This window comes from Hyphomicrobium sp. 802 (assembly GCF_000526135.1).
Classification (GTDB): Bacteria; Pseudomonadota; Alphaproteobacteria; order Rhizobiales; family Hyphomicrobiaceae; genus Hyphomicrobium_B.
Genome location: NZ_JAFM01000001.1, coordinates 742,328 through 765,702, shown reverse-complemented (window position 1 = coordinate 765,702; position 23,375 = coordinate 742,328). Strand labels below are relative to the sequence as shown.

23 protein-coding genes are annotated in these 23,375 nt (G+C 56.9%); 6 read left to right on the top strand and 17 right to left on the bottom strand.

Annotated features, from left to right (window positions below):
- Positions 1 to 376 precede the first annotated feature (376 nt).
- The gene (locus HYP802_RS0103845; protein ID WP_024275185.1) at positions 377 to 1,009 is read right to left on the bottom strand and encodes a hemolysin III family protein; all 633 of its coding nucleotides are present in this window, start codon (positions 1,007 to 1,009) and stop codon (positions 377 to 379) included.
- 998 nt (positions 1,010 to 2,007) lie between these two features.
- Positions 2,008 to 2,265, bottom strand: coding sequence for a hypothetical protein (locus tag HYP802_RS0103835; RefSeq protein WP_024275184.1), 258 nt, complete (start codon positions 2,263 to 2,265; stop codon positions 2,008 to 2,010).
- 241 nt (positions 2,266 to 2,506) lie between these two features.
- On the opposite strand from HYP802_RS0103835, the gene HYP802_RS0103830 reads away from it, so the two are divergent.
- A complete protein-coding gene (locus HYP802_RS0103830; protein ID WP_155831127.1) occupies positions 2,507 to 2,812 on the top strand; it encodes a hypothetical protein in 306 nt (101 codons plus the stop codon).
- Positions 2,813 to 2,947: 135 nt separating this feature from the next.
- Here HYP802_RS0103830 and HYP802_RS0103825 read toward each other — a convergent pair whose 3' ends face one another.
- From HYP802_RS0103825 to HYP802_RS0103800, 6 genes are all read right to left on the bottom strand, one after another.
- Complete coding sequence (locus HYP802_RS0103825; protein ID WP_245261450.1) at positions 2,948 to 3,166, bottom strand: hypothetical protein; 219 nt, start codon at positions 3,164 to 3,166, stop codon at positions 2,948 to 2,950.
- Between the two features lie 128 nt (positions 3,167 to 3,294).
- Positions 3,295 to 4,107 (bottom strand): transglutaminase family protein, encoded by an 813-nt coding sequence (locus HYP802_RS0103820; protein WP_024275181.1) that lies wholly within the window; start codon positions 4,105 to 4,107, stop codon positions 3,295 to 3,297.
- A 53-nt stretch (positions 4,108 to 4,160) separates the two neighbouring features.
- A complete protein-coding gene (locus HYP802_RS0103815) occupies positions 4,161 to 4,391 on the bottom strand; it encodes a hypothetical protein (protein WP_024275180.1) in 231 nt (76 codons plus the stop codon).
- Between the two features lie 139 nt (positions 4,392 to 4,530).
- Positions 4,531 to 4,776 (bottom strand): hypothetical protein, encoded by a 246-nt coding sequence (locus HYP802_RS0103810; protein ID WP_024275179.1) that lies wholly within the window; start codon positions 4,774 to 4,776, stop codon positions 4,531 to 4,533.
- 72 nt (positions 4,777 to 4,848) lie between these two features.
- Positions 4,849 to 6,483 carry a chaperonin GroEL gene (gene groL / locus HYP802_RS0103805; protein WP_024275178.1) on the bottom strand — a complete coding sequence of 545 codons (1,635 nt, stop codon included), beginning with the start codon at positions 6,481 to 6,483 and terminating at the stop codon, positions 4,849 to 4,851.
- 40 nt (positions 6,484 to 6,523) lie between these two features.
- Positions 6,524 to 6,838, bottom strand: coding sequence for a co-chaperone GroES (locus tag HYP802_RS0103800; protein WP_024275177.1), 315 nt, complete (start codon positions 6,836 to 6,838; stop codon positions 6,524 to 6,526).
- Positions 6,839 to 6,991: 153 nt separating this feature from the next.
- Here HYP802_RS0103800 and rsgA point away from each other — a divergent pair, with 153 nt between their 5' ends.
- The gene (gene rsgA, locus HYP802_RS0103795; protein ID WP_024275176.1) at positions 6,992 to 7,951 is read left to right on the top strand and encodes a ribosome small subunit-dependent GTPase A; all 960 of its coding nucleotides are present in this window, start codon (positions 6,992 to 6,994) and stop codon (positions 7,949 to 7,951) included.
- 857 nt (positions 7,952 to 8,808) lie between these two features.
- On the opposite strand, the gene HYP802_RS0103785 is transcribed toward rsgA, so the two are convergent.
- From HYP802_RS0103785 to HYP802_RS0103765, 4 genes are all read right to left on the bottom strand, one after another.
- Complete coding sequence (locus HYP802_RS0103785) at positions 8,809 to 9,018, bottom strand: hypothetical protein (RefSeq protein ID WP_155831124.1); 210 nt, start codon at positions 9,016 to 9,018, stop codon at positions 8,809 to 8,811.
- Positions 9,019 to 9,092: 74 nt separating this feature from the next.
- Complete coding sequence (locus tag HYP802_RS0103780; RefSeq protein WP_024275173.1) at positions 9,093 to 9,410, bottom strand: hypothetical protein; 318 nt, start codon at positions 9,408 to 9,410, stop codon at positions 9,093 to 9,095.
- Positions 9,411 to 9,496: 86 nt separating this feature from the next.
- Entirely contained in the window at positions 9,497 to 9,700 is a 204-nt protein-coding gene (locus HYP802_RS0103775; RefSeq protein ID WP_024275172.1) for a hypothetical protein, read from the bottom strand.
- Between the two features lie 932 nt (positions 9,701 to 10,632).
- Positions 10,633 to 11,196 (bottom strand): TetR/AcrR family transcriptional regulator, encoded by a 564-nt coding sequence (locus HYP802_RS0103765; protein ID WP_024275170.1) that lies wholly within the window; start codon positions 11,194 to 11,196, stop codon positions 10,633 to 10,635.
- Between the two features lie 123 nt (positions 11,197 to 11,319).
- Here HYP802_RS0103765 and HYP802_RS0103760 point away from each other — a divergent pair, with 123 nt between their 5' ends.
- The 3 genes from HYP802_RS0103760 to HYP802_RS0103750 all read left to right on the top strand — a co-directional run bounded on the left by HYP802_RS0103760 (position 11,320) and on the right by HYP802_RS0103750 (position 14,803).
- On the top strand, positions 11,320 to 12,744 hold the full coding sequence (locus tag HYP802_RS0103760) for an amidase (RefSeq protein WP_024275169.1): 1,425 nt from the start codon (positions 11,320 to 11,322) through the stop codon (positions 12,742 to 12,744).
- 127 nt (positions 12,745 to 12,871) lie between these two features.
- The gene (locus HYP802_RS0103755; protein ID WP_024275168.1) at positions 12,872 to 13,837 is read left to right on the top strand and encodes an alpha/beta hydrolase; all 966 of its coding nucleotides are present in this window, start codon (positions 12,872 to 12,874) and stop codon (positions 13,835 to 13,837) included.
- A 30-nt stretch (positions 13,838 to 13,867) separates the two neighbouring features.
- Positions 13,868 to 14,803: an alpha/beta hydrolase gene (locus HYP802_RS0103750; protein ID WP_024275167.1), complete on the top strand. Its 936-nt coding sequence runs from the start codon at positions 13,868 to 13,870 to the stop codon at positions 14,801 to 14,803.
- A gap of 366 nt (positions 14,804 to 15,169) precedes the next feature.
- On the opposite strand, the gene HYP802_RS0103745 is transcribed toward HYP802_RS0103750, so the two are convergent.
- The 4 genes from HYP802_RS0103745 to HYP802_RS0103730 all read right to left on the bottom strand — a co-directional run bounded on the left by HYP802_RS0103745 (position 15,170) and on the right by HYP802_RS0103730 (position 18,358).
- Positions 15,170 to 16,162: a Dyp-type peroxidase gene (locus HYP802_RS0103745; RefSeq protein ID WP_024275166.1), complete on the bottom strand. Its 993-nt coding sequence runs from the start codon at positions 16,160 to 16,162 to the stop codon at positions 15,170 to 15,172.
- Positions 16,163 to 16,240: 78 nt separating this feature from the next.
- The gene (locus HYP802_RS0103740; RefSeq protein ID WP_024275165.1) at positions 16,241 to 16,915 is read right to left on the bottom strand and encodes an HAD family hydrolase; all 675 of its coding nucleotides are present in this window, start codon (positions 16,913 to 16,915) and stop codon (positions 16,241 to 16,243) included.
- A 58-nt stretch (positions 16,916 to 16,973) separates the two neighbouring features.
- Positions 16,974 to 17,933, bottom strand: coding sequence for a glyoxalase (locus HYP802_RS0103735; RefSeq protein ID WP_245261449.1), 960 nt, complete (start codon positions 17,931 to 17,933; stop codon positions 16,974 to 16,976).
- 188 nt (positions 17,934 to 18,121) lie between these two features.
- On the bottom strand, positions 18,122 to 18,358 hold the full coding sequence (locus tag HYP802_RS0103730; protein ID WP_024275163.1) for a hypothetical protein: 237 nt from the start codon (positions 18,356 to 18,358) through the stop codon (positions 18,122 to 18,124).
- 283 nt (positions 18,359 to 18,641) lie between these two features.
- On the opposite strand from HYP802_RS0103730, the gene HYP802_RS23465 reads away from it, so the two are divergent.
- A complete protein-coding gene (locus HYP802_RS23465) occupies positions 18,642 to 19,829 on the top strand; it encodes a hypothetical protein (RefSeq protein WP_155831122.1) in 1,188 nt (395 codons plus the stop codon).
- 397 nt (positions 19,830 to 20,226) lie between these two features.
- Here HYP802_RS23465 and HYP802_RS0103705 read toward each other — a convergent pair whose 3' ends face one another.
- Positions 20,227 to 23,373, bottom strand: coding sequence for a multidrug efflux RND transporter permease subunit (locus tag HYP802_RS0103705; RefSeq protein WP_024275161.1), 3,147 nt, complete (start codon positions 23,371 to 23,373; stop codon positions 20,227 to 20,229).
- Positions 23,374 to 23,375: the final 2 nt, after the last annotated feature.

The window sequence follows — 23,375 nt, the reverse complement described above, 5'->3', positions numbered from 1 at the left end:
TCCTACTCGAACTATATCTCGGCTCTGGTTCAACACATCGACTTCGAAGCTTCAGTGCGGAAACGAAGTCTCGACGCGGCCATTGATTCTACGCTCTGCAGAGAAAGCCGACGTTTAAGGGATTACTTAGCCGAAAAGCCCTTCGTCAGATGACCACGTCCGAAGTTCTACTATAACGGGGACTTACAGGGAGAGTTGCTATCGATCGCCCGGTAGCCGCACTGATCAATCGATATCGAAGCATGTCCGCCCTTTAGGTCTCAAGCCACCCAGGTACAAAAACATGACGACTGTTCCCCGGGGGGCCGCGCTAAATAGCAAAAAATGCTTCTTCGCCCGACACAGTCTTGCAACTGGTGAAGCTCCCGCGAAACGCTCACGCGAAGGCCGCAGTCGTTACAGCTCCAAAATGGCAGCCCGTCGCGGCGAGCACGAAGGCGTGCCAAATGGCGTTTTGGTACTTGAGGCCCCGCCAAAGGTGAAAGACCACGCCAACGGAATAGAGAACGCCACCGATTGCGAGAAGCGCGATCGCCGGCACCGGCACGACTCTGGAGAGAGGGAGGTAAGCGAGTACTCCGACCCAGCCCAAGGCTAGATAGATGGCGATATCGAGCCCCTTCCAGTGCACCCGGAAGAGCTTTCCTACCGCAGCTATAATGGCAGTCGTCCATACGAATCCGAGCAGAAGATAACCAGCGATGCCGCCCATAATCACCGCGAAGGGCGTATAGGTGCCAGCGATCTTCAGAAAAATGATTGCGTGATCGAGCCGCCGCAGTATCCCATCCCATTTCGGCAGTTGGTTCATATTATACGCCGCCGAGCAACCGAGCATGGCCAGCATGCCGGCGCCGTAGATGCCAAGGCTTACCGCAATCGGCGGCCGGCTAAGCATCACAGCCGATACCATCATCACGATAACGGCGATGATGCCAACAGAGACGCCGAGGAGGTGCACTACGCCGTCTGCAACGCGCTCTTCACGACCGTATGCTGTGGACTTCAAGATGAGGGCTCGATTCTAAACGAGGGATGCAACCATGCACGTCGATATATGCGTACTGTGACGTGCCTATCGTAAGCTCACAATCCAATTCACATCTTCTTCCGTGCCTCCTGGATTATGCTTTTTTCGGTAGGTGAGACATCGCCAAGCGACCAATCCCGGGCTTCTAGCTCATGGACGTTGCCCATGCCGCAGCAAAGCACTAGCGATATTGTCGCCAATGCATTGGTCTCCCTTTTGTTCAAACAATGGCGCGTGAACCTTTTGAGAAACCGCGCTGTCGATCAAAGCGCTCCATCGAAGGGACCGGTCCCATTCGTGTTTTTGCCATCAACAAGGATGGGCTCCGTGAACATACTGCAGCGACGACATTCCTCGCGGAACTGATTTTGACTTCCCCAATGTGACAAGACTACCACTTAGTGAAGCGCGCGGTGACCGTTACGTACATGTGCCGACGCCTCTCGTCGCCACCGTCTCTGCTCAATGCGCTCAAGTGCCCAAAGCAAACGGACCAGACGTTCTGAAAATTTAGGATTGGGGGGCGGCGGGCAGTCTCGAAGATATCTTCCCACCTGCGCAGCGAATGCGTGAATCCACAGCTTCCTCATCGTTGGCTCCCTAGACCCTCTTTGGGTTTTTCTTCTAACAGCCCGGATGGTCCAACCAGGTCGTAGTCGCATCGATCCGCGAACCCAGGATGCTAGCGCTTAAGCGATCTCCTAGGCGTAGGCCCTAAATGCGCCGTGCTTTCCTATCGAACCCTTCGTCAATTTCATTCTTGCAAGCGGCAGTGGCATCTTCGCTGGTTCCAATGACCAAACCCAACGCCATTCGACCGAGCGGAAGGCGCCGATAGACTATCCAGCGCCAATGTGATTGCGTTGGTCCCATGGGCTTCACATCGAAATCAACACCCCGATACTGCACAAGTTGCCTTCGAATTTTGAACGCTGGTACGTTTCATCGCCTTTTTATCTTACGGCGGATCGATCGGCTCAGGCCGTTGGGAGAGGTTGAGGAAACCTCAGTGCAGCGAACGCCGCATAGCCGCCTAGCAGACGATTATCCCGCATTCCGGATCGAAAGGCAGAGAGAAGAGCGTCGGTGATCGCGTCCATCGCCAGAGAAAGCTTGATAGAGGTGAACTCGTAGTCATCAACGAGTTCATCGCACGCAATTTCGTAAGCCTCTGCAAGCTGCGTATGCGCCGCGTCGGGTAGGTCATAAACGCTTGGAAAAAGTGGCGAAGACATAATTTGCTCCCGTTCGCTTGGGGCGGGAGCAATTCGAATATGCACTCTCAGCCGATGACGCCCTTACAGTGGCCGCCGGTAGTCACTTGTAACGTAAAGTCGAGCTTAAGTCGAATCGTGTCCACTTAACGAGAAGGAGGTTTGCATGCCGACTTTGTGATGACGATAGCGGCATGCAAGACAAAGACGATCTGTTGATAGCGTGAGCGCGACCTTATCTTACATCAAACAGGAGGTTGCCATGCCCTCTTTCGAACCTGGTGAAGGTGCGTTTCTCAAACCCGAATACCTCCCGATTTTGGTCGTTGGGCGGTACGAGGATTTTTACGCGATCCAACACGAAGTCTACCCCGGCGAGATCTTTACCAACAACGATGGCGTATTCTATGGAAACACCAACGTAGAAGTCGTCAGTGACGGTGACGCGTTGATCATGATCGAATACAGCGTACGCGTCGAGCAGCTCGCTACAAAAAACGACTTTGATGCCCTTTGCGATATGGCCCAAACGGCCCAACGGGGCAAGAATGGTAACGACACGCACTGAAGGGCAACGAGGCGGTTTCAAGCATCAGCTTAGAATGACTCGATTGTCTCTATTCTTCTGCACAATGATTTCAGAAGAAAACTTGAAGATCGCTTCGTTCTGCTCTGCACGCTGCAACTGATCATCACGCGGGGTTCACACGGCAGACGCCGCCGCCAATTCGCTCTCGCGGGCGACACGTTCGAAAGCCTCGGCGATCGTCTTGATGCGGTAGAGACGTTCGCGACCCTCCGTGGGCAACACGCGCACGACTTTGTAGAGCCTTGCCGAGGCGGCCAATCCTCGCAATGAAGGCGAGAAGTCGACTGTCTGTCCTACTTTGAATTTAGAGATCGGCACTCTGGGGTTTGTCACTGTCAGTCTCCGAATTTTGGCGCCGGACCCGTTTGAGATCGGCAGGTTTAATTTCTACTGGGAAGCTACGATCAACGCGCGGCTTTTGGCGGCGAGCTGGTGATGTCGTCCACTGATCCCGATAGCAGCTAGCTGTCGGTAATTTCATCTGTCCACACACGGAAGCCTTCGAGCGTATTGGGACCGAACGTCGTCGTCATCGCGACGTCCGCCGCGTCCCGTCCACGCGCGACCAAGACCCTACCGATCCGCGGAGTATTGTTCCGTGGATCGAAGGTGTACCATTGATTGCCGATAAAGGCCTCGAACCAAGCCGCGAAATCTCCAGGCGGATAAGGGGGCTCCGTGCCGACATCGCCGAGGTAGCCGGTGCAATAGCGGGCCGGAATGTTCAATGCCCGGCAGAAAGCAACGGCGAGGTGGGCATAGTCGCGACAGACCCCGCGGCCTTCGTCGTAGGCTTCGGACGCGGTCCGCGTCACGCGCGCATGCTGATAACCGAAGGCGATGCGCTGATGCACGAAATCACAAATCGCCTGGACGCGTCCCCATCCTGGTCTCGCGTGCCCAAACAGAGTCCAGGCCAAATCCAACAGCCTATCGCTGTCGCAGAAACGGCTGGCGAGAAGAAAAACGAGCGTCTCTTCCGGAAGCTCTTCGACCGGTACCTGCCGTGCATCCAAAACCACCACATCGGGCAAGCCTGAATCGCTCACGACCGCGTCCGTCGCGATCCGCACGCGTCCTGCGGGGGCGACGATCCTGCTGCACCAATTGCCAAAGCCGTCGCGGTAGCCGGAGATCGGTACGGACGGACTGATTGTGATGTGGTCCGGCGTGGAAAGGTCAGAGACGCGCGTGAAGTGGGTGTTGAGAATCAGAATGGCCGGAGTCGGTTGGGGAAAAAGGTATTGCAGCTCGTAACCGATCCGAAGCTTCAAGCTTTTCCCGATGCCGGAAGAAGACTTACGGTAATTCTCTGATGTTACACTGCTCAATTCGGCACGATCATATCGAACAGCGCACGCCGTTTGAGACCGGGGAGATCGCGCACTCCATTTGCCGAGGCCTCGATAATGCGAAGAGCGACCATGAGGCAGGTGCTATCGGCCGGTCCAACTCTGCTGAAACCGACGGTCTGCTTTTGAATGTCGACTAATGCCGCGGTATAGGCGCGATAGCACAGCGCGAATTCATCGGAACGGAATGGGGGCCGAGGGATCATGCTACCTCCAAGGGGCGGGAGCGCGATCCTCTCTCAGCCATCGGCGGCCAATGAATGCATGCCGACGATGCGGTCACTTTGCGCGATTGCGGCTTACATAGCTACTTCTTTCTTCATTTCATCTTGAATGGCGCGGCAGCTATGCCTCCGGTCGATGAGAATCCAAGTCGATAACGTTATCGCCCGGTGCATTGACCGCGGAGAAATCCGAGACCTTGTCTGAGTTACAGACGTAGATCCACTTCGCGTCGAAGAGTTCACCGTCGCGAATGAACCCAAGTGTCGGCCCGTGCTTCGGACGCCAGAATAGCATGGGCGGCAATGCGGTCCCCAGTTTCACCCAATTGGGCTCGACGTATTCTCCGATCGGCTTCCAGTGGATCATTTTTTATCTTTCGTCTCGCCTATGTCGTCGATCTCGACGATCGAACTCAGCAGCTGTGACCCTCAGTGGGGATTAGAATCCCATCGCGCCGCCGCCCGTCGGAGCGGAAGCATGATCGGCGTCCTTGTCCGGCAAATCGGCGATCATCGCTTCGGTCGTGATGAGAAGACCAGCGACGGAAGCCGCATCCTGCAGCGCGCAGCGCACGACCTTCGCGGGATCAATCACGCCTTGAGCGACAAGATCGCCATAAGCGCCAGACTGAGCATTGAACCCGAACGCATACGAAGCATTGTCGAGAATCTTGCCGACGATCACCGAGCCGTCTTCGCCCGCATTGGTGAAGATCTGACGTGCCGGAGCCTGCAGGGCCCTGCGTACAATGGAGATCCCGGCCTTCTGATCCTGGTTAGAAGACTTGAGCCCCTCGAGTGCCTGGATAGCCCTGAGCAACGCGACACCACCGCCCGGAACGATGCCTTCTTCGACCGCCGCTCGGGTCGCGTGAAGCGCGTCGTCAACGCGATCCTTGCGCTCTTTGACCTCAACCTCACTACCGCCGCCGACTTTGAGCACTGCGACGCCGCCGGCAAGTTTCGCCAAGCGCTCCTGCAGCTTTTCCTTGTCGTAGTCTGATGTCGTATCTTCGATCTGTGCCTTGATCTGATTTACGCGTGTCTCAATATCCGGCTTCTTTCCGGCGCCATCGATGATCGTGGTGTCTTCCTTGTCAATCGTGACCTTCTTGGCGCGGCCAAGCATGTCGAGCGTTACGTTCTCGAGCTTGATGCCAAGATCCTCTGCCACCACGCTACCGCCGGTAACAACGGCGATGTCTTCAAGCATGGCTTTGCGTCGGTCGCCGAAGCCCGGAGCCTTGACGGCAGCAACTTTGAGGCCGCCGCGCAGCTTGTTGACGACAAGGGTCGCCAGCGCTTCGCCTTCCACGTCCTCGGCAATAATGAGAAGCGGTTTGCTGGCCCGCACGACGCCCTCAAGCAGCGGCAGCAGGGCCTGAAGGCCACCGAGCTTCTTCTCATGGATGAGGATGTAGAGGTCTTCAAGTTCAACCGTCATCTTCTCAGCGTTGGTAACGAAGTACGGCGAGAGATAACCGCGATCGAACTGCATGCCTTCGACCACGTCGAGTTCAGTTTCGAAGCTCTTGCTCTCTTCAACCGTGATGACGCCTTCGTTGCCGACGCGTTTCATCGCTTCCGCAAGCTTAGCGCCGATTTCCTTATCGCCGTTTGACGAGATCGTGCCGACCTGGGCAATCTCTTCATTCGACGTGACTTTCTTTGCCTTTGACTTCAGCTCTTCGACGACGGCAGCAACCGCCTGATCGATGCCGCGCCGCAGGTCCATCGGATTGGCTCCAGCCGCAACCGACTTGGCACCCTCTCTGATGATCGCCTGAGCAAGCACAGTTGCGGTTGTCGTGCCGTCGCCCGCGATATCGGAGGTCTTCGAGGCAACCTCCTTGAGCATCTGTGCGCCCATATTCTCGAACTTGTCGGTGAGCTCGATTTCCTTGGCAACCGTCACACCATCCTTGGTGATACGCGGCGCGCCGTAGGACTTGTCGAGCACGACGTTACGGCCCTTAGGTCCGAGCGTAACCTTCACTGCATTGGCAAGAATATCGACGCCGCGCAGCATGCGATCGCGCGCGTCTTGACCGAATTTGATGTCTTTAGAGGCCATGGTGAGCAACTCCTGAAATTGGGAATGGGCGTCGGTAGGTCTAAGCTGCAGCCTTGACCTTGGTGCTGCTCTCGATCACGCCGAGGATGTCGCTCTCTTTCATGATAAGGAGGTCGGCGCCGTCGATCTTAACTTCGGCACCCGACCACTTGCCGAACAGCACGATGTCGCCGGACTTGACGTCTGGCGCGTTGATTTTTCCGCCCTCGTCGCGAATACCGGGGCCGACGGCTAAGACCTCGCCGCGCGCTGGCTTTTCCTTGGCGGTATCGGGAATGATGATGCCACCTGCGCTCTTGCTGTCCTCTTCGAGCCGTTTAACAACGACGCGGTCGTGCAAGGGCCGGAATTTCATAAATTCCTCAAATCTCTGATTTTTGGGTGATGTGCGGTCTTGGAGCGTTCATTGGGCGCCCCTCAAATGCACGGGATCAATCCTTAGCACTCTATTCGCTTGGGTGCTAATGATGTTTTGGTCAGTTAGCCTTCGCTAGCCAAGGAACAAGGCATGTCACTGGACGCATTCGGGTGGAGCGGCCAGCGGCAGGCGGAATTCGCCGCACACGACGCAAATGGGCTGATACCAGGGCGCGTCGTCAGCGAACATCGCAGTCATTTCAGGGTCGCGACGAACTCTGTAGAGCTGTCTGCCACAATGACCGGTCGTCTGCGCAACGCCGCAGCTCAGCGCTCCGATCTCGCAGGTGTAGGTGACTTCGTAGCGCTGCAACCAACACCCGGCAACGGCGCCGCCACGATCGAGGAAGTTCTTCATCGTACCAGCGCTTTGGTTCGCAAAGCATCGGGCGAACAACGTCCGCAGCTTTTGGTCGCGAACGTCGACGTCGTGTTCATCGTCACCGCTCCGGACGGCGATTTCAATCTGCCGCGCATCGGACGCCTGCTAGCGTTGGTACGCGATAGCGATGCGGTTCCCGTAATCATTCTCAACAAGACAGATCTCGCCGACGATCTGCCCAATGTGATCGATCAGCTCACGGCATTCGCTCCTGGTGTTCCTGTTCATGCAATCAATGCCCGCTCCGGCGGTGGGATGCTCGATATCGGGCGCTACTTCGATGGCAACCGGACCGTCGCCCTCATTGGCTCGTCCGGCGTCGACAAGTCGACGCTGACAAACAGGCTGACCGAATATGCCGAACAGGAGACGCAGGAGGTTCGTGCTCACGATAGCCGAGGCCGGCACACGACCACGCATCGCCAGTTATTCGTGCGTTCCCAAGGTGGCGCCATCGTCGACATGCCCGGAATGCGAGGACTGGAGCTCTGGAAAAAAGAAGACAACGTGAAAGAGGACTTCGACGATATCGAAGCCCTGGCGAGTGGGTGTCGATTTCGCAATTGCAGGCATGACCGTGAGCCCGGCTGCGCTGTGCGCGACGCTTTAGAGCGAGGCGACATAGAATCTACGCGACTTGCGAGCTACCTCACACGCGAGCGCGTGTAGAATTGTCCGGTCGAAAGCTGATCCGTGATCCGCGGCGAATGAAACCGTAAACACGGACCGGAGAGATTACCGCCGGCCGAATCCTGTGCGCTTTATTTTCGCCCGCCCAGCTTCTTCCGCAGTTAAGGCAGGCACGCGCACAATTCTTGGCGATGATCGCTGTGATGTACGCTTGAGCAAATTTGCTTCGTGTTCTGTCCGATCCCGAAAAACTTTCACAAGGATAAGACCCACGGCGATTGCCAAAAAGCCAACATAAAGCCCATGAAAAAACCTCGGCCCGCAGACGCTAACGTGGATATGAACGCGCATCGAATTGGGCGGTCACACAGGAATTGCGACGATGTTCCTAAGCTATTAACAAATGGATGCACGAAGATTGGTTATCACTGGATCTCCACGTCATTCGACGCTCGCGGCACACGTATCAAGCCTGGATCCAGCTTTCCTAGTCCCAACCGGTTTAGAGAGTGCCGCCCGATCCCACCGGTGCGCCTCCGCAGCTACAGCGTGTTTCGTGGGCCGATTGCGTGACTTTCATGTTCTGTGAGAATGTCTCGTCCAGACGATGTGATGTCATATCTCGTCTCGATTGTGCTGAGCTCAGTGCATTTGAGATAGCTCATCGCCTCAAGCGCGTCATACTGCGCGCGGCCGCGACCATGCCTGACGATTTGCATACCGCCGAACAACGCCAACTCCATTAGGAGTCGGAACTGGTTTGGCATCAAGTCAACGTTATTCGACATTCTATTTCCCCATTAGAAAAGATCGCGTCGCAAGAATGGATGTTAGGCTGGCAGGCGCGGGAGGTGCGTATGTACGTGCCGCTCATCGCCTCGCCTTGTGATGCATTTTCACAGCGCGCATTCAAATCGCTCGATCGCGTATGCCGTTAGCTTGTTTACATCGGTTTGGCCGGTCCTGGCGTACCCTAAAATGAGCAACGCAACGGCTTCGCATTTCTTGGTATCGCCGCTGACACCAAGCTCTTCACACGCGGAATTCAAAGCCGCTTGCAAGATGTCTATGTTTGCATTGTCGTAGCTGCCGATAGGAAATTTCATCGTAGTCCCGTCTACGGTTGCGCGATTACACGGCAGAGTAGACGCGGACATCACGATCGATATCTTTCCGCTTATCATGTCGGTTCGCGCACACCCGATTGCGTCGTCTCAAATGCTAGAGGCGCGGCAAGGTTTTCTATCGCGTCCCGATTCATCGCCGCTTCAAGGTCTTTGGGATCGATCGTTGTCACCTGTCGCGCGGCCTGACCAAATCCCTTGAATGGTGCCTCGATGGTTGTTGCGACACGCCTGTACGCTACGAATGATAGCCCTTCGATCATCTCTTCGTGCGTTTCGACAAGGTAAGTTCCGGCATCGAATTTTTCATCGACACCAGCGAGTTCAAAAGGATTGGAAAACGTCACGGACTTACGTGTGGTTCGCTCGTGCATGCCGACCTCATTGGGGTATCGATCCAAATAGCTTCGCCGCCCCTAGCGATGTTGCTAGGAGCGACGTGTAGACAGCTACGCAGAAACTAAAGCTGTCGGCCGTTGGCAAACGCATCGACGTCCTTTTGGGCCTGGGCTTTGTCCAGTTGGTACTTGGACTGCACCTGAGCCACGAGGTCGTCCTTGGTTTTGAGGGCTGTCACATCGGACGCACTGAACTTCGACCACTTCGCCGCGATCTCGGAGCGCATTCCGATGGGAGCCTTTGCACTGGCGGTGTTCTCAGACATATCAAATCTCCTAAACAAATTCACAGAATAAGAATGATAAAAGCGAAATAACTCTCAACCATTCAAAGAGAAACATGGGCCATGATAGTGTTCAAATTAAGTTTTTCCGAATAATATCAAAATATAAATTCATAGAGGTATCGCAACTATACTTTTAAATATTCACAGAACAAAAAATTATATTCGCAGTAGATGCGCATTTGTCTAGCCCGTTTGACAGCAATTGCGAATTCTGATCTTTGGAATGCACTCACGAAAAGGTGCTTACTGCGCTTGCACCTGTCGCTCCTTCCACGCCTTATCAACAGCTGTCTTCCCCCTGGAAGGGCAAGCAAAGAAGCAGATCGGCTGCTAAGTCTCGGCGGAAAACACTGACGTGGATTGCTCGACGATGACGTACCTGTGCGCTGTAATTGCTTTTAAATAGTCTGGGCGCAGGTCTTGAAACTCACCACTCTTGAGGTGCTGCCAGGGCCCTTGTTTCCGAACATGCTCCGGCAAATCATCGAAGCTGCCCTCCTCGAAAACGAGATGTACGGAGTTGTCTTTCGTCGAGCGGCGTATGGAATAGCGCATCGCCTCCCATAGCACGCCAAGCTCAACAGGGTCGTCCTAAATTGAAATGACGGCACCAGAGCACCGCTCGCTCTTAGGTTCTGAACAGAAGTCCTTTTCCTATCGCGCATTTTGCTGGGGCGCCGTCGTCGTTGTCATCCCGAAAATTTTATGAGTTAGACTGCGCGGACGGCTTCATCTGCGCTCACGAGCACCTCCTCCATCTCGCCATCTCAAATGCGCCGGAGAACTGACTACGAAAAAGGTCCGCACATCAATCGAAAGCTGTCGTGAGATTGACACGACGGAGCGCTGTTCGCCCCCGCCGAGAATCCGCTTTAGGGATCTTGCGGCAGAACAACGAGACAGAAGCGGTTTCAAGGCAAAAGGCCGCTCTCGCGATAGGTCGTGATCACGGCATCGTAAACGGCCGCGTCACCGCGACTTCGGGCGATGAGCTGCGCGCCCTGAACGGCGGCGAATATTGCGAGCGCGCGCCGCGGAATAGATCCATCTTCGTCTTTCGAGCCGAGCGACAGCACCTTGGCGATCCAATCGACGTTCATCTCGCCGAACTTGACGACCGCCGCCTGGACTTCCTCCGGCAATTCCTTGTGCTCCGCGGCCATGATGCCTGCCAAGCACATGCGATTTTCATTACGCACGGTCGCACCGAAGACATCGGTGTATTTTCGGAAGCAGGTCGTTTGATCGAGACCTTCTGCCAGCAGTCCGTCCAGGTACTCTTTGAAGTCCACGCGATAACGCTCAGCCAACGCGCCCCCAAGCTCGCCCTTGGTCGGAAAGTAATGATGGATGCTCGCGCTCTTGATACCGACATCCTTCGCCAACTCGCGGAAGCTCAGCCCGCTATAGCCGCGATCCTGCACCGTCAGGCGTGCCGCCGTCATGATCCGTTCTCTCGTGTCGCCTGACGTCATCGTGATGTCTCCAAATCTACCTGACGACAGATAGGCCTTGACAGGCCGAATGAAAAGGCCCAGTTGAGGCGGGCCAGTTATCTACCTGACGTCAGGTAGGCGATTGCTGGAGGGAGAACGGCCATGAAGGACGCGAACATTAGCGATACGAGCCCCGTCTACTATCAGGACGCCGGGACACTCGCGGCGCTCATCCGAACCAGGCAGCTATCGTCGCGCGAGGTCGTCCAGGCGCATCTCGACCGCATCGCGGCGGTAAACCCGCCGATCAACGCCGTCGTTACGCTGATGGCAGAAGACGCGCTCAAAGGCGCGGATATTGCCGACAAGGCCGTCGCGGATGGCGCCGCCTTGGGTCCTCTGCACGGCGTTCCCTACTCGATCAAGGACTCGCTGGACACCGCCGGCGTTCTTACCCAGCGAGGCTCTAAACTGTTCGCGGGCAATATCCCGGACACGGACGCAACCGCGGTTGCACGCTTCAAAGCCGCCGGGGGCATTCCGCTCATGAAGTCCAACCTGCCAGAATTCTCCTTTTGGACCGAAAGCGACAATCTCGTGACCGGCCGCACCAACAATCCGTGGAATCTCGAGCGCACGCCCGGCGGATCGTCCGGTGGCGAGTCGGCGGCGCTCGCAGCCGGCATGTCACCGATCGGAATCGGCAGCGACGTCATGATTTCGCTGCGCGGCCCCGCCGCCTTCACCGGCATCGCTGCGCTGAAGGCCACACACGGTCGTGTTCCTTATACGGGGCACTATCCGCGCGTCCTTTCGCACTGGTGGCATGTCGGTGCCATGGCCCGGACGGTCGGTGATGTCGCGGTCGGCCACGCGATCCTCAAAGGTCCGGACGGCATAGATGGCTATGCCATTCATGCTCGAGATGCCGAGCCCGACAGCGGCAGGCTCGCCGGTCAGCCCATTCGCGTCGGCTGGGTCTCGGATACAGCTTTCGGCCCTGTCGATCCCGAGATCACCGCCGCCGTCATCGCAGCTGCTGCGCAACTTGCCAACCTAGGATGCGAGGTCGAAGAGGTGACATTGCCATACATCGGCAACGCCTTTGGCGCGCTCGCCACGCTTGTCTACGGTGAGATCGTGCCGTCCATCAAAGTCCTTGCTGCAGGCCGCGAGAGCGAACTGCATGCGGTCGGTGCTGGCGCTATTGCACTATCGGATCCCAGTTTCGTCGATTTCGCAGCGGCCCACGCTGAGGCCGAGACGCTGAGGTCCGCCTTCGCCGGCTTCTTCCAAAAGTACGATGTGCTGCTGACGCCGGTGAATCCGATGACCGCCACGCCGCACGGCGCAAAGGAAGTCGCCGTCAATGGCGTCACGGTGCCCTGGACCCACGTCATGGCGGCGACCGCGCCGTTCAATCTGACCGGACTGCCGGCGCTCTCTGTTCCCTACGGCTTCAGCTCCGAGAACCTCCCCATCGGCATCCAGCTCGTGGCCAAATGGCTCGACGAGGCGACCATCCTGCGTCTCGGTGCAATGCTCGAACGCCGCGGCGGCCTCGGCGACCGGCGTCCCATCAGCTGAAATTTGAACTGCATGGGCCTTCCGCGATCTGGGTCGCGGGACCTGTTCTGACTGCCGGGCCGACGTGCTCTTCGCCCGACGATCCATTCACCCACCGCCGCCAGCGGCTTCCTTATAGGAGTTCATAATGTCCACGATCGCAACACCCGATGGCACTTCCCGACCCAACCTCTTGAGGAGAGTAGCCGCCGCCAGCTTCGGTTTCGCCGTTGCCGACGCCGGCGCAGAGAACCCAACACCATCCGCACCGGTAAAGGCCGATACGCCGACAGGGGACCGCTTGATTACGAAGGATGGCACCAGTCTTTACTTCAAAGACTGGGGCTCGGGCCCGGCCATCGTCTTCAGCCACGGCTACCCGCTCTCGTCCGACGCCTGGGAGGACCAGATGTTCTTCCTGCTCGAGAACGGCTATCGCGTCATCGCCCACGATCGCCGCGGCTTCGGACGCTCGAGCCAGCCAGCCAAGGGCTACGACTACGACACGTTTGCCGACGATCTGGCGCAACTAGTCGACGCGCTCGATCTCCGCGATGCGACGTTCGTTGGTCATTCGATGGGCGGCGGCGAAGTCGCGCGTTACGTCGGCCGCCACGGCCAGAGCCGCGTTGCCAAGGTCGCCTTCGTCTCCTCGGTAACGCCGTTCTTGCTCAAGACCGCGACCAATCCGAACGGTGCGCCGAAGGAGGTGTTCGACGGCTTTCGCGCGTCCGTCCAGGCAGACAGGTCGCAATGGAATCTCGATGTCACCGTGCCGTACTACAGCTTCAATCGTCCAGGAGCGAAAGTCTCGGAGGGCTTGCGGCGCGACTACTGGCGGCAGGGACAGGCGACCGGCGTGCTCGCGGCCTATCATGCACTCGGCGCCTTCTCGGAGACCGACTTCCGCGAAGACCTGAAAAAGATCACTGTCCCTACGCTGGTCGTGCACGGCAGCGACGATCAAATCGTGCCGCTGGAAATCTCGGCGAAGCTGACCGCCGCGCTCATCCCGCAAGCGAAGCTCGTCGTCTACGATGGTGGCTCGCATGGCCTGCTGCATGTCGACAAGGACCGTCTGAACGCCGATCTGCTGGCGTTTCTTCGCACCTGACACTGCGTATCATTCTGAAAGCTTACCGTCATGCTGGATCAATGGGTGAAATCGAGAGCATTCGGGTTGGCGCTGGCGCTCGGCGCCGGCCTCTCCAGCAACGCCACCGCCGTGGAGGTGAACTATAAGTTCATCGACGTTCACAGCATCAAAATATTCTACCGGGAGGCCGGTGACCCGCAGAAGCCGACGATCCTTTTGCTGCACGGATTTCCTTCATCATCGCAAATGTTTCGCGATCTGATCCCCGAGCTCGATGAGCATTTTCACGTGCTTGCCCCGGACTATCCTGGGATGGGCAACAGCGAGGCGCCCCCTGCGGAGAAATTCAAGGCCTCGTTCGATTCCGTCGCCGACGTCATCGAGCAATTCGTGCAAGAAATGAACGTATCGAGCGCGATCCTCTACATGCAGGACTTCGGCGGCCCGGTCGGACTTCGTCTCGCGACCAGGCATCCCGAATGGGTGCGCGGCATCGTCATCCAGAATAGTCCGATTTCGCTGGACGGCTGGGAGCCGTCTCGATTGAAAGCAATTCAAGACAGCACCGGCCCCGAAACGCCAGAGAAACGGGCTGCCGCCGAAAGCCGCGTCGTCTTCGCGACGGACCTGTTCCTCCACAAACACGGTGCACACGATCCGGCCACGCTCAATCCCGATGCCTGGACGAACGACGCGTTCGCGTTGAACAATGCGGAAAGCCGGAGGATCATGACGGACCTGCAGCTCGATATCTCGTCCAACTTGGCGCTCTATCCGAAATGGCAAGACTATCTGCGAACGCACCAGCCGAAGACGCTGGTCGTCTGGGGCGACGGCGACCCCATTTTCGTTCCGCGCGGCGCCGACGCGATCGACGACCTCGTGCTCCACGCCGAAGTTCGCCATTACCATGCCGGCCACTTCGCGCTCGAGGAGGAGCACGGAGACATTGCCCGGCAAATCATCCGGGTTTTTGGGGAGTGATGAAGATCCAACTGATTTGCTCAGCGCGGAACTTAATCGTCACATTGAACCGCCCGGCCGCACCCATCAGAGTCCTCGGAGAATTAGGGGTTTCCCTAGTATTACCCTTAGGTGTCAGGTCAGCATTGATAAGCGGACTTCTCCCGCGATGCATTGTTGCCGCGGGCCGAGGCATGGAGAATATTTGCAATCGAGATTTTGCGACCATGTCGCTGTCCAGGAAAAGCGGTCATCAGTGCGATGGCAAATGGAAAGAGGAGTAGCACGTTGGGGCACCCGCCCCGGTTCCGGGGCGGTCATCGGCCCAACAACGGCAACCCGCCATAAAGAAAAGTTGGGATGAGATTGCTTCCCTTCGATCGGTTGTTACGACGTTTGAGCTGTCGCAAGCTTTTTCTGGGCCGCTTGGACGAGAGCTTCCAACGCCGGTCGAGCTGGAGCGAAGAACGTCGCACCCGTGAGTGGGGTCGAGAAATCCAGCAGCCGATCGTAAGCGCCGGGCGTATCGCCAACAAACATGCGTTGCAGCATCTTCTCGATGACCCAAAGATACCGGGAATAGCCAATGAAATAGGTGCCGAACTCCCGTTGTCCCGGGCGGCCAAAAGGCATGTTGTCCCGCAGGATGTCATACTCGTGGCCGCTGGCATCGACGATGGTCGCGAGTGACTTGTGCGATTTACGGAGCGCGTCGTCATCATTGATTTCGATATTGTCGATCTTCGTGCGACCGATGATCTCCTCTTGGAGAGGCGTTGGCACCTTCGTCCACGCGCCAAGGTCATGCAGATATTTCTGAATGACGACATAGCTGCCTCCTGCGAAGTCTCCATCCTCATCACCAACGAGCGCCGAAGTCGGCAAATCGAGGCCGGTCGGATTCGCCGTGCCGTCAACAAATCCGAGAAGATCTCGCGCATCGAAATAGCGAAAGCCTGCAACCTCATCGACCACCGTGACGCCGTCGCCAAGACTGTCGAGCAAAAGGCGCTCAAACTCGAAGCAGAAATCGGGACGCTCAGCGCGGATATGGAAGAGAAGATCGCCCGGTGTAGACGGCGCCGTATGGACCGGGCCCTTGATCGGTGCAAAGACCTTGAGCTCTTGCGGTCGCTTCTCGACGTGGAGACGATCCCAGAGATCGCTCCCGATTCCGACGATGCACGACAGGCGGGCAGACAGATCGCGGAAGCCCACAGTGTTGACGAGATCGTCAAGCCCATCGAGCGCGGAACAGACCCAAGCAAGCGCGGTCGGCTCGCTGGCAACCGTGACGACAAGAAAGACGGCCGCGCGCGACAGAGGTGCGTCGATGCTCTGTGCGTCGATCGGAACTCTGTCCCAATTCTTGCCCGTCATCCCGAATGCTTCCTTCTCGCACAAAGAATTTAAGTGCCAAGCGGATCAGCCGCCCGAGCCTTCAGCGACGAAGAGTGCTTACCGACGACCTCCAACTTCATCAACATGACGGAGAAGATCGGCAGGATCTTCGTAGACTCGGATGGCCCCGGCGTCGCGAAGTTCGTCAGGTCCATATCCGCCACTCAAAAGCCCAACCCCCAGCGCTTTGCAGCGTGCAGCAGCTAACATATCCCAGATGCTGTCACCGACAACGATCGCCGTCTCGATCGGTGCGCCCAGACGCTCGGCTGCCGCCACGAAAAGATCCGGGTCGGGTTTGGCGTATTTGACCAAATCGCGGGTGACGACCGGAGTGTGCTCTGGGTCGACGCCAAGAACAGCGAGATTGTGGGCGGCAGTTTCCATGCGTCCGCTCGTAGCAATCGCCCAGGGAATACTGGCGTCAGTAAGCCAAGCCAGCAATTCACGCGCACCGGGTAGTGGCCGGACACTGTCGCTATAGCGCCGATAAGCGGCGGCGTGGGCTCGGCGCAAACGATCTACGCGCTCTTCGCTGATTTCTAGGCCAGTTTCACGCAGTAGCTGATTGGTGAAGAGACCTCCACTCATGCCGATCTTGCGGTGAATGCGCCAAACCGAAAGCTCGATGCCTTCGGCATCGAGGGCTTCTTTCCATGCGAGCACATGTTGATAGACACTATCGACCAGCGTGCCATCGAGATCAAAGAGAAAGACGGGTTCAAGACGCATAGTTACCTCGCCTGCTGATCAATGACCTACAGCCCGCTTCTCGATGACGGGACGTACTCTACTGTTTCGCCATCGAATGGACTTCCGCGACGTATCCACCTGGGAACTCGACCATCGCCGAGGTGCGATCAGGAAATACTTGGGGCTCAACCAACACGGTTACTCCGGCCGCCTTGACCTTATCGAGTGTCGCAGCAAGATCGGCCACTTCATACCCTGTAAGTTCACGGCCATAAGGAAACGGCAAATGCCCGTCGGTGACGAAGATCATCGCGTTTCCAAAGAGTGATTCAATACGAACGCGTCGGTAGGTGTCGTTGGGTCGCCCGATCTCTGCGCCAGGTGCCCGAACGTCGTCCGAGATCACTTTCCCACCAGAGAACTCCGTAAAGCCCTTGATGAAAGCATCAACTTGGTCCGGCGAAATGTAGACCCTGTTCTCGGGGACCTTCTCTAGCGGAGGCGAAGAAGGCTTTATTGTATGCCAATAGAGTTGCATGTTCACACCACCGGGCCATTGAATGATGGTATCGCGTCCGATGGCATCGGAGAACGGCGCGACAAGAACCGCTGCTCCAGCCTTGCGCGCCGCCTCGACGGCCCGGTCAATATCCGTCACGAGATAGCCTGTTCGCTCCGCTCCGAACGGAAAGGGTATCGGCGTCTTGAACCCAAACAACGAGATGAGTCCAACCGGCGTTCGTAAAATGACGGAAATCGTGCCGCTTGGGGTTGGCGTAACGGTGGCCACGATCGGCCTGGTGCTACTTCCGCCGAAGGTCGCAACGAAACTCTTGGCTAAGCGATCGACATCCTCCGGGCTGACATAAACATGGGTCGTGCCATACTGCGGACCAACGGCGACAGTCGTCTCCTCGGCAAACGCTCGATCGGCCGGCGTTGCGATTATTGCGACTGCAGCAACCAAGCTAGCCAGAAGCGACACTCTAGGCGCGCGTAGCATACTACCTTCCTCGACTTCGCCGCGGCAAACCGTGTGCTTCTCCGGCCATGCCATGCTTGGCTCGACCGCGATATGGATGCTTTGCCATGCAGTGTTCCGCTGTAATACGCAACGCGGCACTCGTTCCGCTCTCCGTCTGCTTTTTCAAGGGCCGCCGACAAACGAGTTTGGCCCATAGGAGACGTCTCGCGCTGCCACCGAGGGATCACGTTCTACTATTTGGCTGTGCACTCAGACTAACGTCAGGCCGCCGTCGGTAGGAAGCGTTCTACCTGCAGCAGTCTACGTCCGGCATCCGTCGCGCATCCAATGAGCTGATCCACGTCGGTATTGCCTTCTTTTGCAGATGACATCACTGCCTGGGCGATGACTTCGCAAACGTGCTCTCCAATAATTTCATCAGCGGGCGAAAGTGCCGCAACGGCCCGATTGTAAGCCTCTTGGAGAATGTTGAGGAACTCGCTGTTAAAGCAGGGCATAGGTTACCTCGTGTCAATCGCAACCAAATATGCCGTCCCCACCGACTTCCTTAAGTGATTTGGCCTCTGTCGTCTATTCTTTGCTCGCCGTTGCGCTCCGATACAGCTCATGAGCGGATAAGATGTCCGTCGCTGCCGCCGAAACAGTTGCGATGTGAGGATGAATCGGCGGGGCAATTATCGTATGCCGACAGAGAATGAGGGATCAATAGGCTGGAAGCGGCGACCAGTAAGTCACGACAACAAATGCCAACAGACTCTAGCGTCGACGAGTTGCGCACCCATGACTGAGAACCACGCTCGGAAAGACCCACGCGAAGTAAGTCGCGAAGAACTCTATCGCCAAGTTTGGCAAACACCGATGAGCCGCCTGGCGCTGGAGTATGGAATTAGCGGGAACGGCCTGGCCAAAATTTGCAATCGACTGAAGGTGCCGTACCCGAAGAGAGGGTACTGGGCAAGGAAGGCTGCCGGCCAGAAGGTCATCGCATTTCGCTTGCCGCCCGGTGACAAAGATACGCCCCAGAGCGTCACGATCACTCCAACTCCGCAGCCTTCACAGCCACAGAAACTTCCAGACGAAGTTCAAATCAAATCCGAAACGGCTCGCGCCGAGGCCACGGCCATTGCGGTATCCGATCGCTTGCTCCGGCCACATCCTATAATCGCGCGATGGTTAGCTGAGCACGATCGCAAAAGGCGCGAGGCACGGCTGGAGCGCGATCCTTGGCGAAAAAATTTATTGAAACCTACCGATTGGAGTGAGTCAGACCGCCGACGCCATCGCATTCTCGATGCTCTGTTCAAAGGCATGGAGAAGCAAGGCGCCCGCGTGCAACAAGATGACAGGCGCCAGCTCTTCTTCGAGGTGAACGACGAAAAGATCGAGTTTCAGATTCGAGAAAAGCAAAAGCAGACCCGCCGTCCCCTCAATGAGAGCGAGCAACGCTGGCGAATCCCTGGCGACAGCGACTGGAGACGCGAACTACAACCGACAGGCAAGCTAGCCTTTTCGATTAAGACTTATCTGCCAGGAAATCTAAGACGGGAATGGCTCGAGACCGATAAGAAAACTATGGAGTCTTTGCTGCCCGATGTCATCGCGACCTTGGTGGCGGCCGGACCCCTCCTTGTTGAACGACGCAAGCAGAGAGAAGAGGAAGAGCGTCAAAGACGGATCGCCGAGCAGAAGCGTTACGAAGAGCAGCAACAAAAAAAACTAGACGACAATCGTTGGCGGCGATTCGTTGAACTGGCGATGCAGCGTCGCGAAGCCGAAACCGCTCGTCAGTTCTTGAACGCGCTCAAATCCTTGGATATTGATCAACAGCATGAAATCGCTGGCCATAGCATCGCGGACTGGATCTCATGGGTGGAGCAGCGTCTCTTGCGCGCAGATCCTCTTAATCATGGAGCAGACGCAATCTTTGAATCCATCTCGCAGGTTGCGACGTGGACATATCGAGACTGAATGACATTTCAAGCGACCTCCAATAAGCGGAACCCACGCTAACTCGCTGACGGCCCTGCCGCAAAGTACGCATTCGTAGCGATCGACGAGCGCCATGGGGCCGAGAGCAAGCGAGGCTGCACCTCGCACTCCGATTTCTATTTTCCCACCAGTGTTCAGCACAGCGGCTAATGAAAATTAGGCCATGGCCCTGGAGCAGAGTGGATGCCATTCAACCTCTGAATCGAGAACGTGAAAAACCGGCGACAGTCGGAGGTCCCGTTGCTGAGCGAATTTCGGATTTCGTTCAGGCAACGCCGCATCCCAACTCATGAATCCTCTCAACTTATGGGTTGGAGCGGAGGACGCAGACGTCGGGTATCATACTGATTGCATCCACGGCTACAAATCGATCCCATCACTTCTGTAAGGACTTCGCTTCTTTCTCCGGCTCCGCGGTCTTCCTTTGTTTGACGCGCTCGCGGATTGACTGGAAGAATACGTAGAGCATCGGAATGAGAAAGATGCCGACAACGCTCGCTCCAAGCATCCCCGCGAATACAGGCGTTCCGACGTCGCGCCGGCTGATCATGGCCGCGCCCGTCGCGATAACGAGGGGATAGAGGCCTAGGATGAAGGCGATTGACGTCATCATCACGGCGCGAAACCGCATCTGAGCGCCTAGCACTGCGGCGTCCGGAATTGAATCGCCATGCTCCCGGCGCTCTTTTGCGAACTCGACGATGAGAATTCCGTTTTTCGCGGCAAGCGCTATGAGAACGACGAGGCCAATCTGCGCGTAGACGTCGAGGGACAGACCCGCAATCTTGATGCCCAGAAAGGCGCCGAGCACACCTACGGTGACCGATAGCAGGACAGGCACCGGAATCATCCAACTTTCATAGAGCGCAACCAGGAAGAGAAAGGCGAAGAGCACAGCGAGTGCCAAAACGATCGCCGTTTGTCCCTGAGCTTCATGTTCCTGATACGCGGTTCCGGTCCATTCGAAACTATAACCCGGCGGAAGGGCGTTGGCAGAGACCTCCGTCATCGCCTCAAGCGCGGTACCCGAAGCTATGCCCGTCGCTGGAGAACCGTTAATCGTGGTTGACCGATAGTTGTTATAGCGCCCGATCGTCTGTGGTCCGAGGATCGTAGAAACGTTCGCGACTGAGCGCAGCGGAACCATCTGACCGGTCTTGTTGCGAACGAAGATCTTCCAGATCGAACCGATGTTGCCGCGGTCCACAGTCTCTCCTTGTAGATTGACCTGCCACACACGTCCGAAGAGATTGAAGTCGTTGATATAGGTGCCCCCCAGTGTCGATTGCAGGGCCGAGAATATATCACTTATCTCTAGGCCGAGAGCCTGCGCCTTGTCGCGATCGATGTTTAAATAGATCGAAGGATTGGAAGCGGTGAATGTCGAGAATACGCGCTGCAATCGCGGATCTTGGTTCGCCGCCGAGATCAGGCCTTGCATGACGCTGCCCATAGTCGCGGGATCGGCGCCTTCGAGATTTTCAAGTTGATATTCAAAACCGCCGCTGGTTGACAAACCGATGATGGGCGGTACGTTGAAAGCAAAGATTTGAGCGCTGCTGATTTGCTGCGCGGCCATCGTCACTTCACCGATCAATGCCTGCGCAGAATCCTTTGCCGTCTTGCGGTCAGCGAAGGGTTTCAAGCGGGCGACCATAAATGCGGAGTTCGGCTGCGCTCCGCTGTCGAGCAGGGAGAAGCCGACAATCGCGAGACTATCTTGAATCTGAGGATACCGCTTCAGGATGTTTTCCGTCTGCTCGACGACTTGCGTAGTCCGATTGACTGAGGCGCCATCCGGCAGCTGAATCATGATGAAGAACGCACCCTGATCCTCTTCAGGGACGAACCCCGTCGGCGTCACCTTCGCTATGAAAAATACCGCGACCGCAGCAGCGGCGACAGCCGCGATACTCAAAACCGACACGCGCACGAGGCGGCGAACGATAGCCGTATAGCCATCGCGCACATGGTCGATTCCGCGCATCACGTAACCCATAGGCCCACGCTTCTCGGAGCGACGCAAAACGACGGCACAAAGTGCCGGCGAAAGGGTCAATGCGTTCAGCGCCGATATGATCATGGCCGCGGAGATCGTAACGGCGAACTGCCTGAAGAGCTCTCCTGTCAAGCCTGGGATGAAGGCGATAGGAACAAACACCGAAAGCAGAACGAGCGTGATGGCAATCACCGGCGCTGTGATCTGGCTCATTGCTTTCTTGGTTGCGTCCGCGGGAGAAAGATCTGGCTCCTCCTCCATGACGCGCTCGACGTTCTCAACGACAACGATCGCGTCATCGACAACAATGCCAATAGCGAGCACCATCGCGAGAAGCGAAACGGTGTTGGCGGAATAACCGAGCGCCAGCATCACGGCGAATGCGCCTATCAGACTGACAGGCACGGCAATCGCCGGGATGACGGTCGCGCGTGCGCTCCCGAGGAAAAGATAAACGACGAGAATGACCAAGACGAAGGCTTCACCGATCGTACGGATGACTTCGCCGATCGTGTCGCTTACGAACTCGGACGTGTCGTAGACCACTCGGGTCTTCAGACCTTCAGGAAAGCGTTTCGACATATCGTCGAGCGCCGCCGTGACACGAGCGGCGGTTTGAACGGCGTTGGCGCCGGGAGACAGATAAATCGCGATCGCCACGGCAGGCTTGCCATTCAAGCGCGAGCCTACGTCGAGGTTCTGCGCGCCTAATTCCGTTCGGGCAACATCTCGAACGCGCAAAACAGAACCGTCCGGATTTGCGCGCACGACAATGTTGCCGAATTGCTCCGGCGTCTCGAGGCGCCCCTGGGTCTGCACGTTCATCTGGAACTGCTGGTCGTTTGATGCAGGTTGGGCGCCGATACGTCCGACTGGCGCCTGGACATTCTGGGCGTCAATCGCTGCGACAATGTCAGATGGCTGTAGTCCAAGGTTCGTGAGGCGTTGTGTGTCGAACCAAATGCGCATGGAGTAGTTCTGGGCGCTGAAGAGGTTTGCTTGCCCGACGCCTTCAACACGCTTCAGTCGATCTAGAACATTGATGGTCGCGTAGTTGGTGATGAAGAGCGGATCTTGTTTGCCGCTCTCGGAGTAGAGAAAAATGAATTGAAGAATGGCAGATGATTGCTTTTGAGCGGTGATCCCCTGCTTTTGGACCTCTTGTGGCAAGCGGGAGAGAGCAGCCTGAACGCGATTGTTGACGTTCACTGTATCGATGTCTGGATCGGTCCCGAGCGCAAACGATACCGTCAGGTTATAGCTGCCATCGTTGCCGCTGTTGGACTTCATATACAGCATCTTATCGACGCCGACGATCTGGGATTCGAGCGGCTGGGCGACAGCTGTTTCGACAACGCTCGCAGACGCACCGGGGTAGGTCGTTGATACCTGCACCTGAGGTGGCACGAGGTTTGGAAACTGAGCGACGGGTATACGCGATATGGCAAGAGCACCCGCGATCGTTATGACAATTGCGATGACAATCGCCAGCCGCGGCCGGTCGACGAATATTGCTGAAAACATGG

Excerpts from the sequence above, each read along its gene's own strand:
- HYP802_RS0103835 (WP_024275184.1), bottom strand. The coding sequence starts at position 2,265 with ATGTCTTCGCCACTTTTTCCAAGCGTTTATGACCTACCCGACGCGGCG.
- HYP802_RS0103830 (WP_155831127.1), top strand. The coding sequence starts at position 2,507 with ATGCCCTCTTTCGAACCTGGTGAAGGTGCGTTTCTCAAACCCGAATAC.
- HYP802_RS0103815 (WP_024275180.1), bottom strand. The coding sequence starts at position 4,391 with ATGATCCCTCGGCCCCCATTCCGTTCCGATGAATTCGCGCTGTGCTAT.
- HYP802_RS0103810 (WP_024275179.1), bottom strand. The coding sequence starts at position 4,776 with ATGATCCACTGGAAGCCGATCGGAGAATACGTCGAGCCCAATTGGGTG.
- groL (WP_024275178.1), bottom strand. The coding sequence starts at position 6,483 with ATGGCCTCTAAAGACATCAAATTCGGTCAAGACGCGCGCGATCGCATG.
- HYP802_RS0103800 (WP_024275177.1), bottom strand. The coding sequence starts at position 6,838 with ATGAAATTCCGGCCCTTGCACGACCGCGTCGTTGTTAAACGGCTCGAA.
- rsgA (WP_024275176.1), top strand. The coding sequence starts at position 6,992 with ATGTCACTGGACGCATTCGGGTGGAGCGGCCAGCGGCAGGCGGAATTC.
- HYP802_RS0103785 (WP_155831124.1), bottom strand. The coding sequence starts at position 9,018 with ATGAAATTTCCTATCGGCAGCTACGACAATGCAAACATAGACATCTTG.
- HYP802_RS0103780 (WP_024275173.1), bottom strand. The coding sequence starts at position 9,410 with ATGCACGAGCGAACCACACGTAAGTCCGTGACGTTTTCCAATCCTTTT.
- HYP802_RS0103775 (WP_024275172.1), bottom strand. The coding sequence starts at position 9,700 with ATGTCTGAGAACACCGCCAGTGCAAAGGCTCCCATCGGAATGCGCTCC.
- HYP802_RS0103765 (WP_024275170.1), bottom strand. The coding sequence starts at position 11,196 with ATGACGTCAGGCGACACGAGAGAACGGATCATGACGGCGGCACGCCTG.
- HYP802_RS0103760 (WP_024275169.1), top strand. The coding sequence starts at position 11,320 with ATGAAGGACGCGAACATTAGCGATACGAGCCCCGTCTACTATCAGGAC.
- HYP802_RS0103755 (WP_024275168.1), top strand. The coding sequence starts at position 12,872 with ATGTCCACGATCGCAACACCCGATGGCACTTCCCGACCCAACCTCTTG.
- HYP802_RS0103750 (WP_024275167.1), top strand. The coding sequence starts at position 13,868 with ATGCTGGATCAATGGGTGAAATCGAGAGCATTCGGGTTGGCGCTGGCG.
- HYP802_RS0103745 (WP_024275166.1), bottom strand. The coding sequence starts at position 16,162 with ATGACGGGCAAGAATTGGGACAGAGTTCCGATCGACGCACAGAGCATC.
- HYP802_RS0103740 (WP_024275165.1), bottom strand. The coding sequence starts at position 16,915 with ATGCGTCTTGAACCCGTCTTTCTCTTTGATCTCGATGGCACGCTGGTC.
- HYP802_RS0103735 (WP_245261449.1), bottom strand. The coding sequence starts at position 17,933 with ATGGCATGGCCGGAGAAGCACACGGTTTGCCGCGGCGAAGTCGAGGAA.
- HYP802_RS0103730 (WP_024275163.1), bottom strand. The coding sequence starts at position 18,358 with ATGCCCTGCTTTAACAGCGAGTTCCTCAACATTCTCCAAGAGGCTTAC.
- HYP802_RS23465 (WP_155831122.1), top strand. The coding sequence starts at position 18,642 with ATGACTGAGAACCACGCTCGGAAAGACCCACGCGAAGTAAGTCGCGAA.
- HYP802_RS0103705 (WP_024275161.1), bottom strand. The coding sequence starts at position 23,373 with ATGTTTTCAGCAATATTCGTCGACCGGCCGCGGCTGGCGATTGTCATC.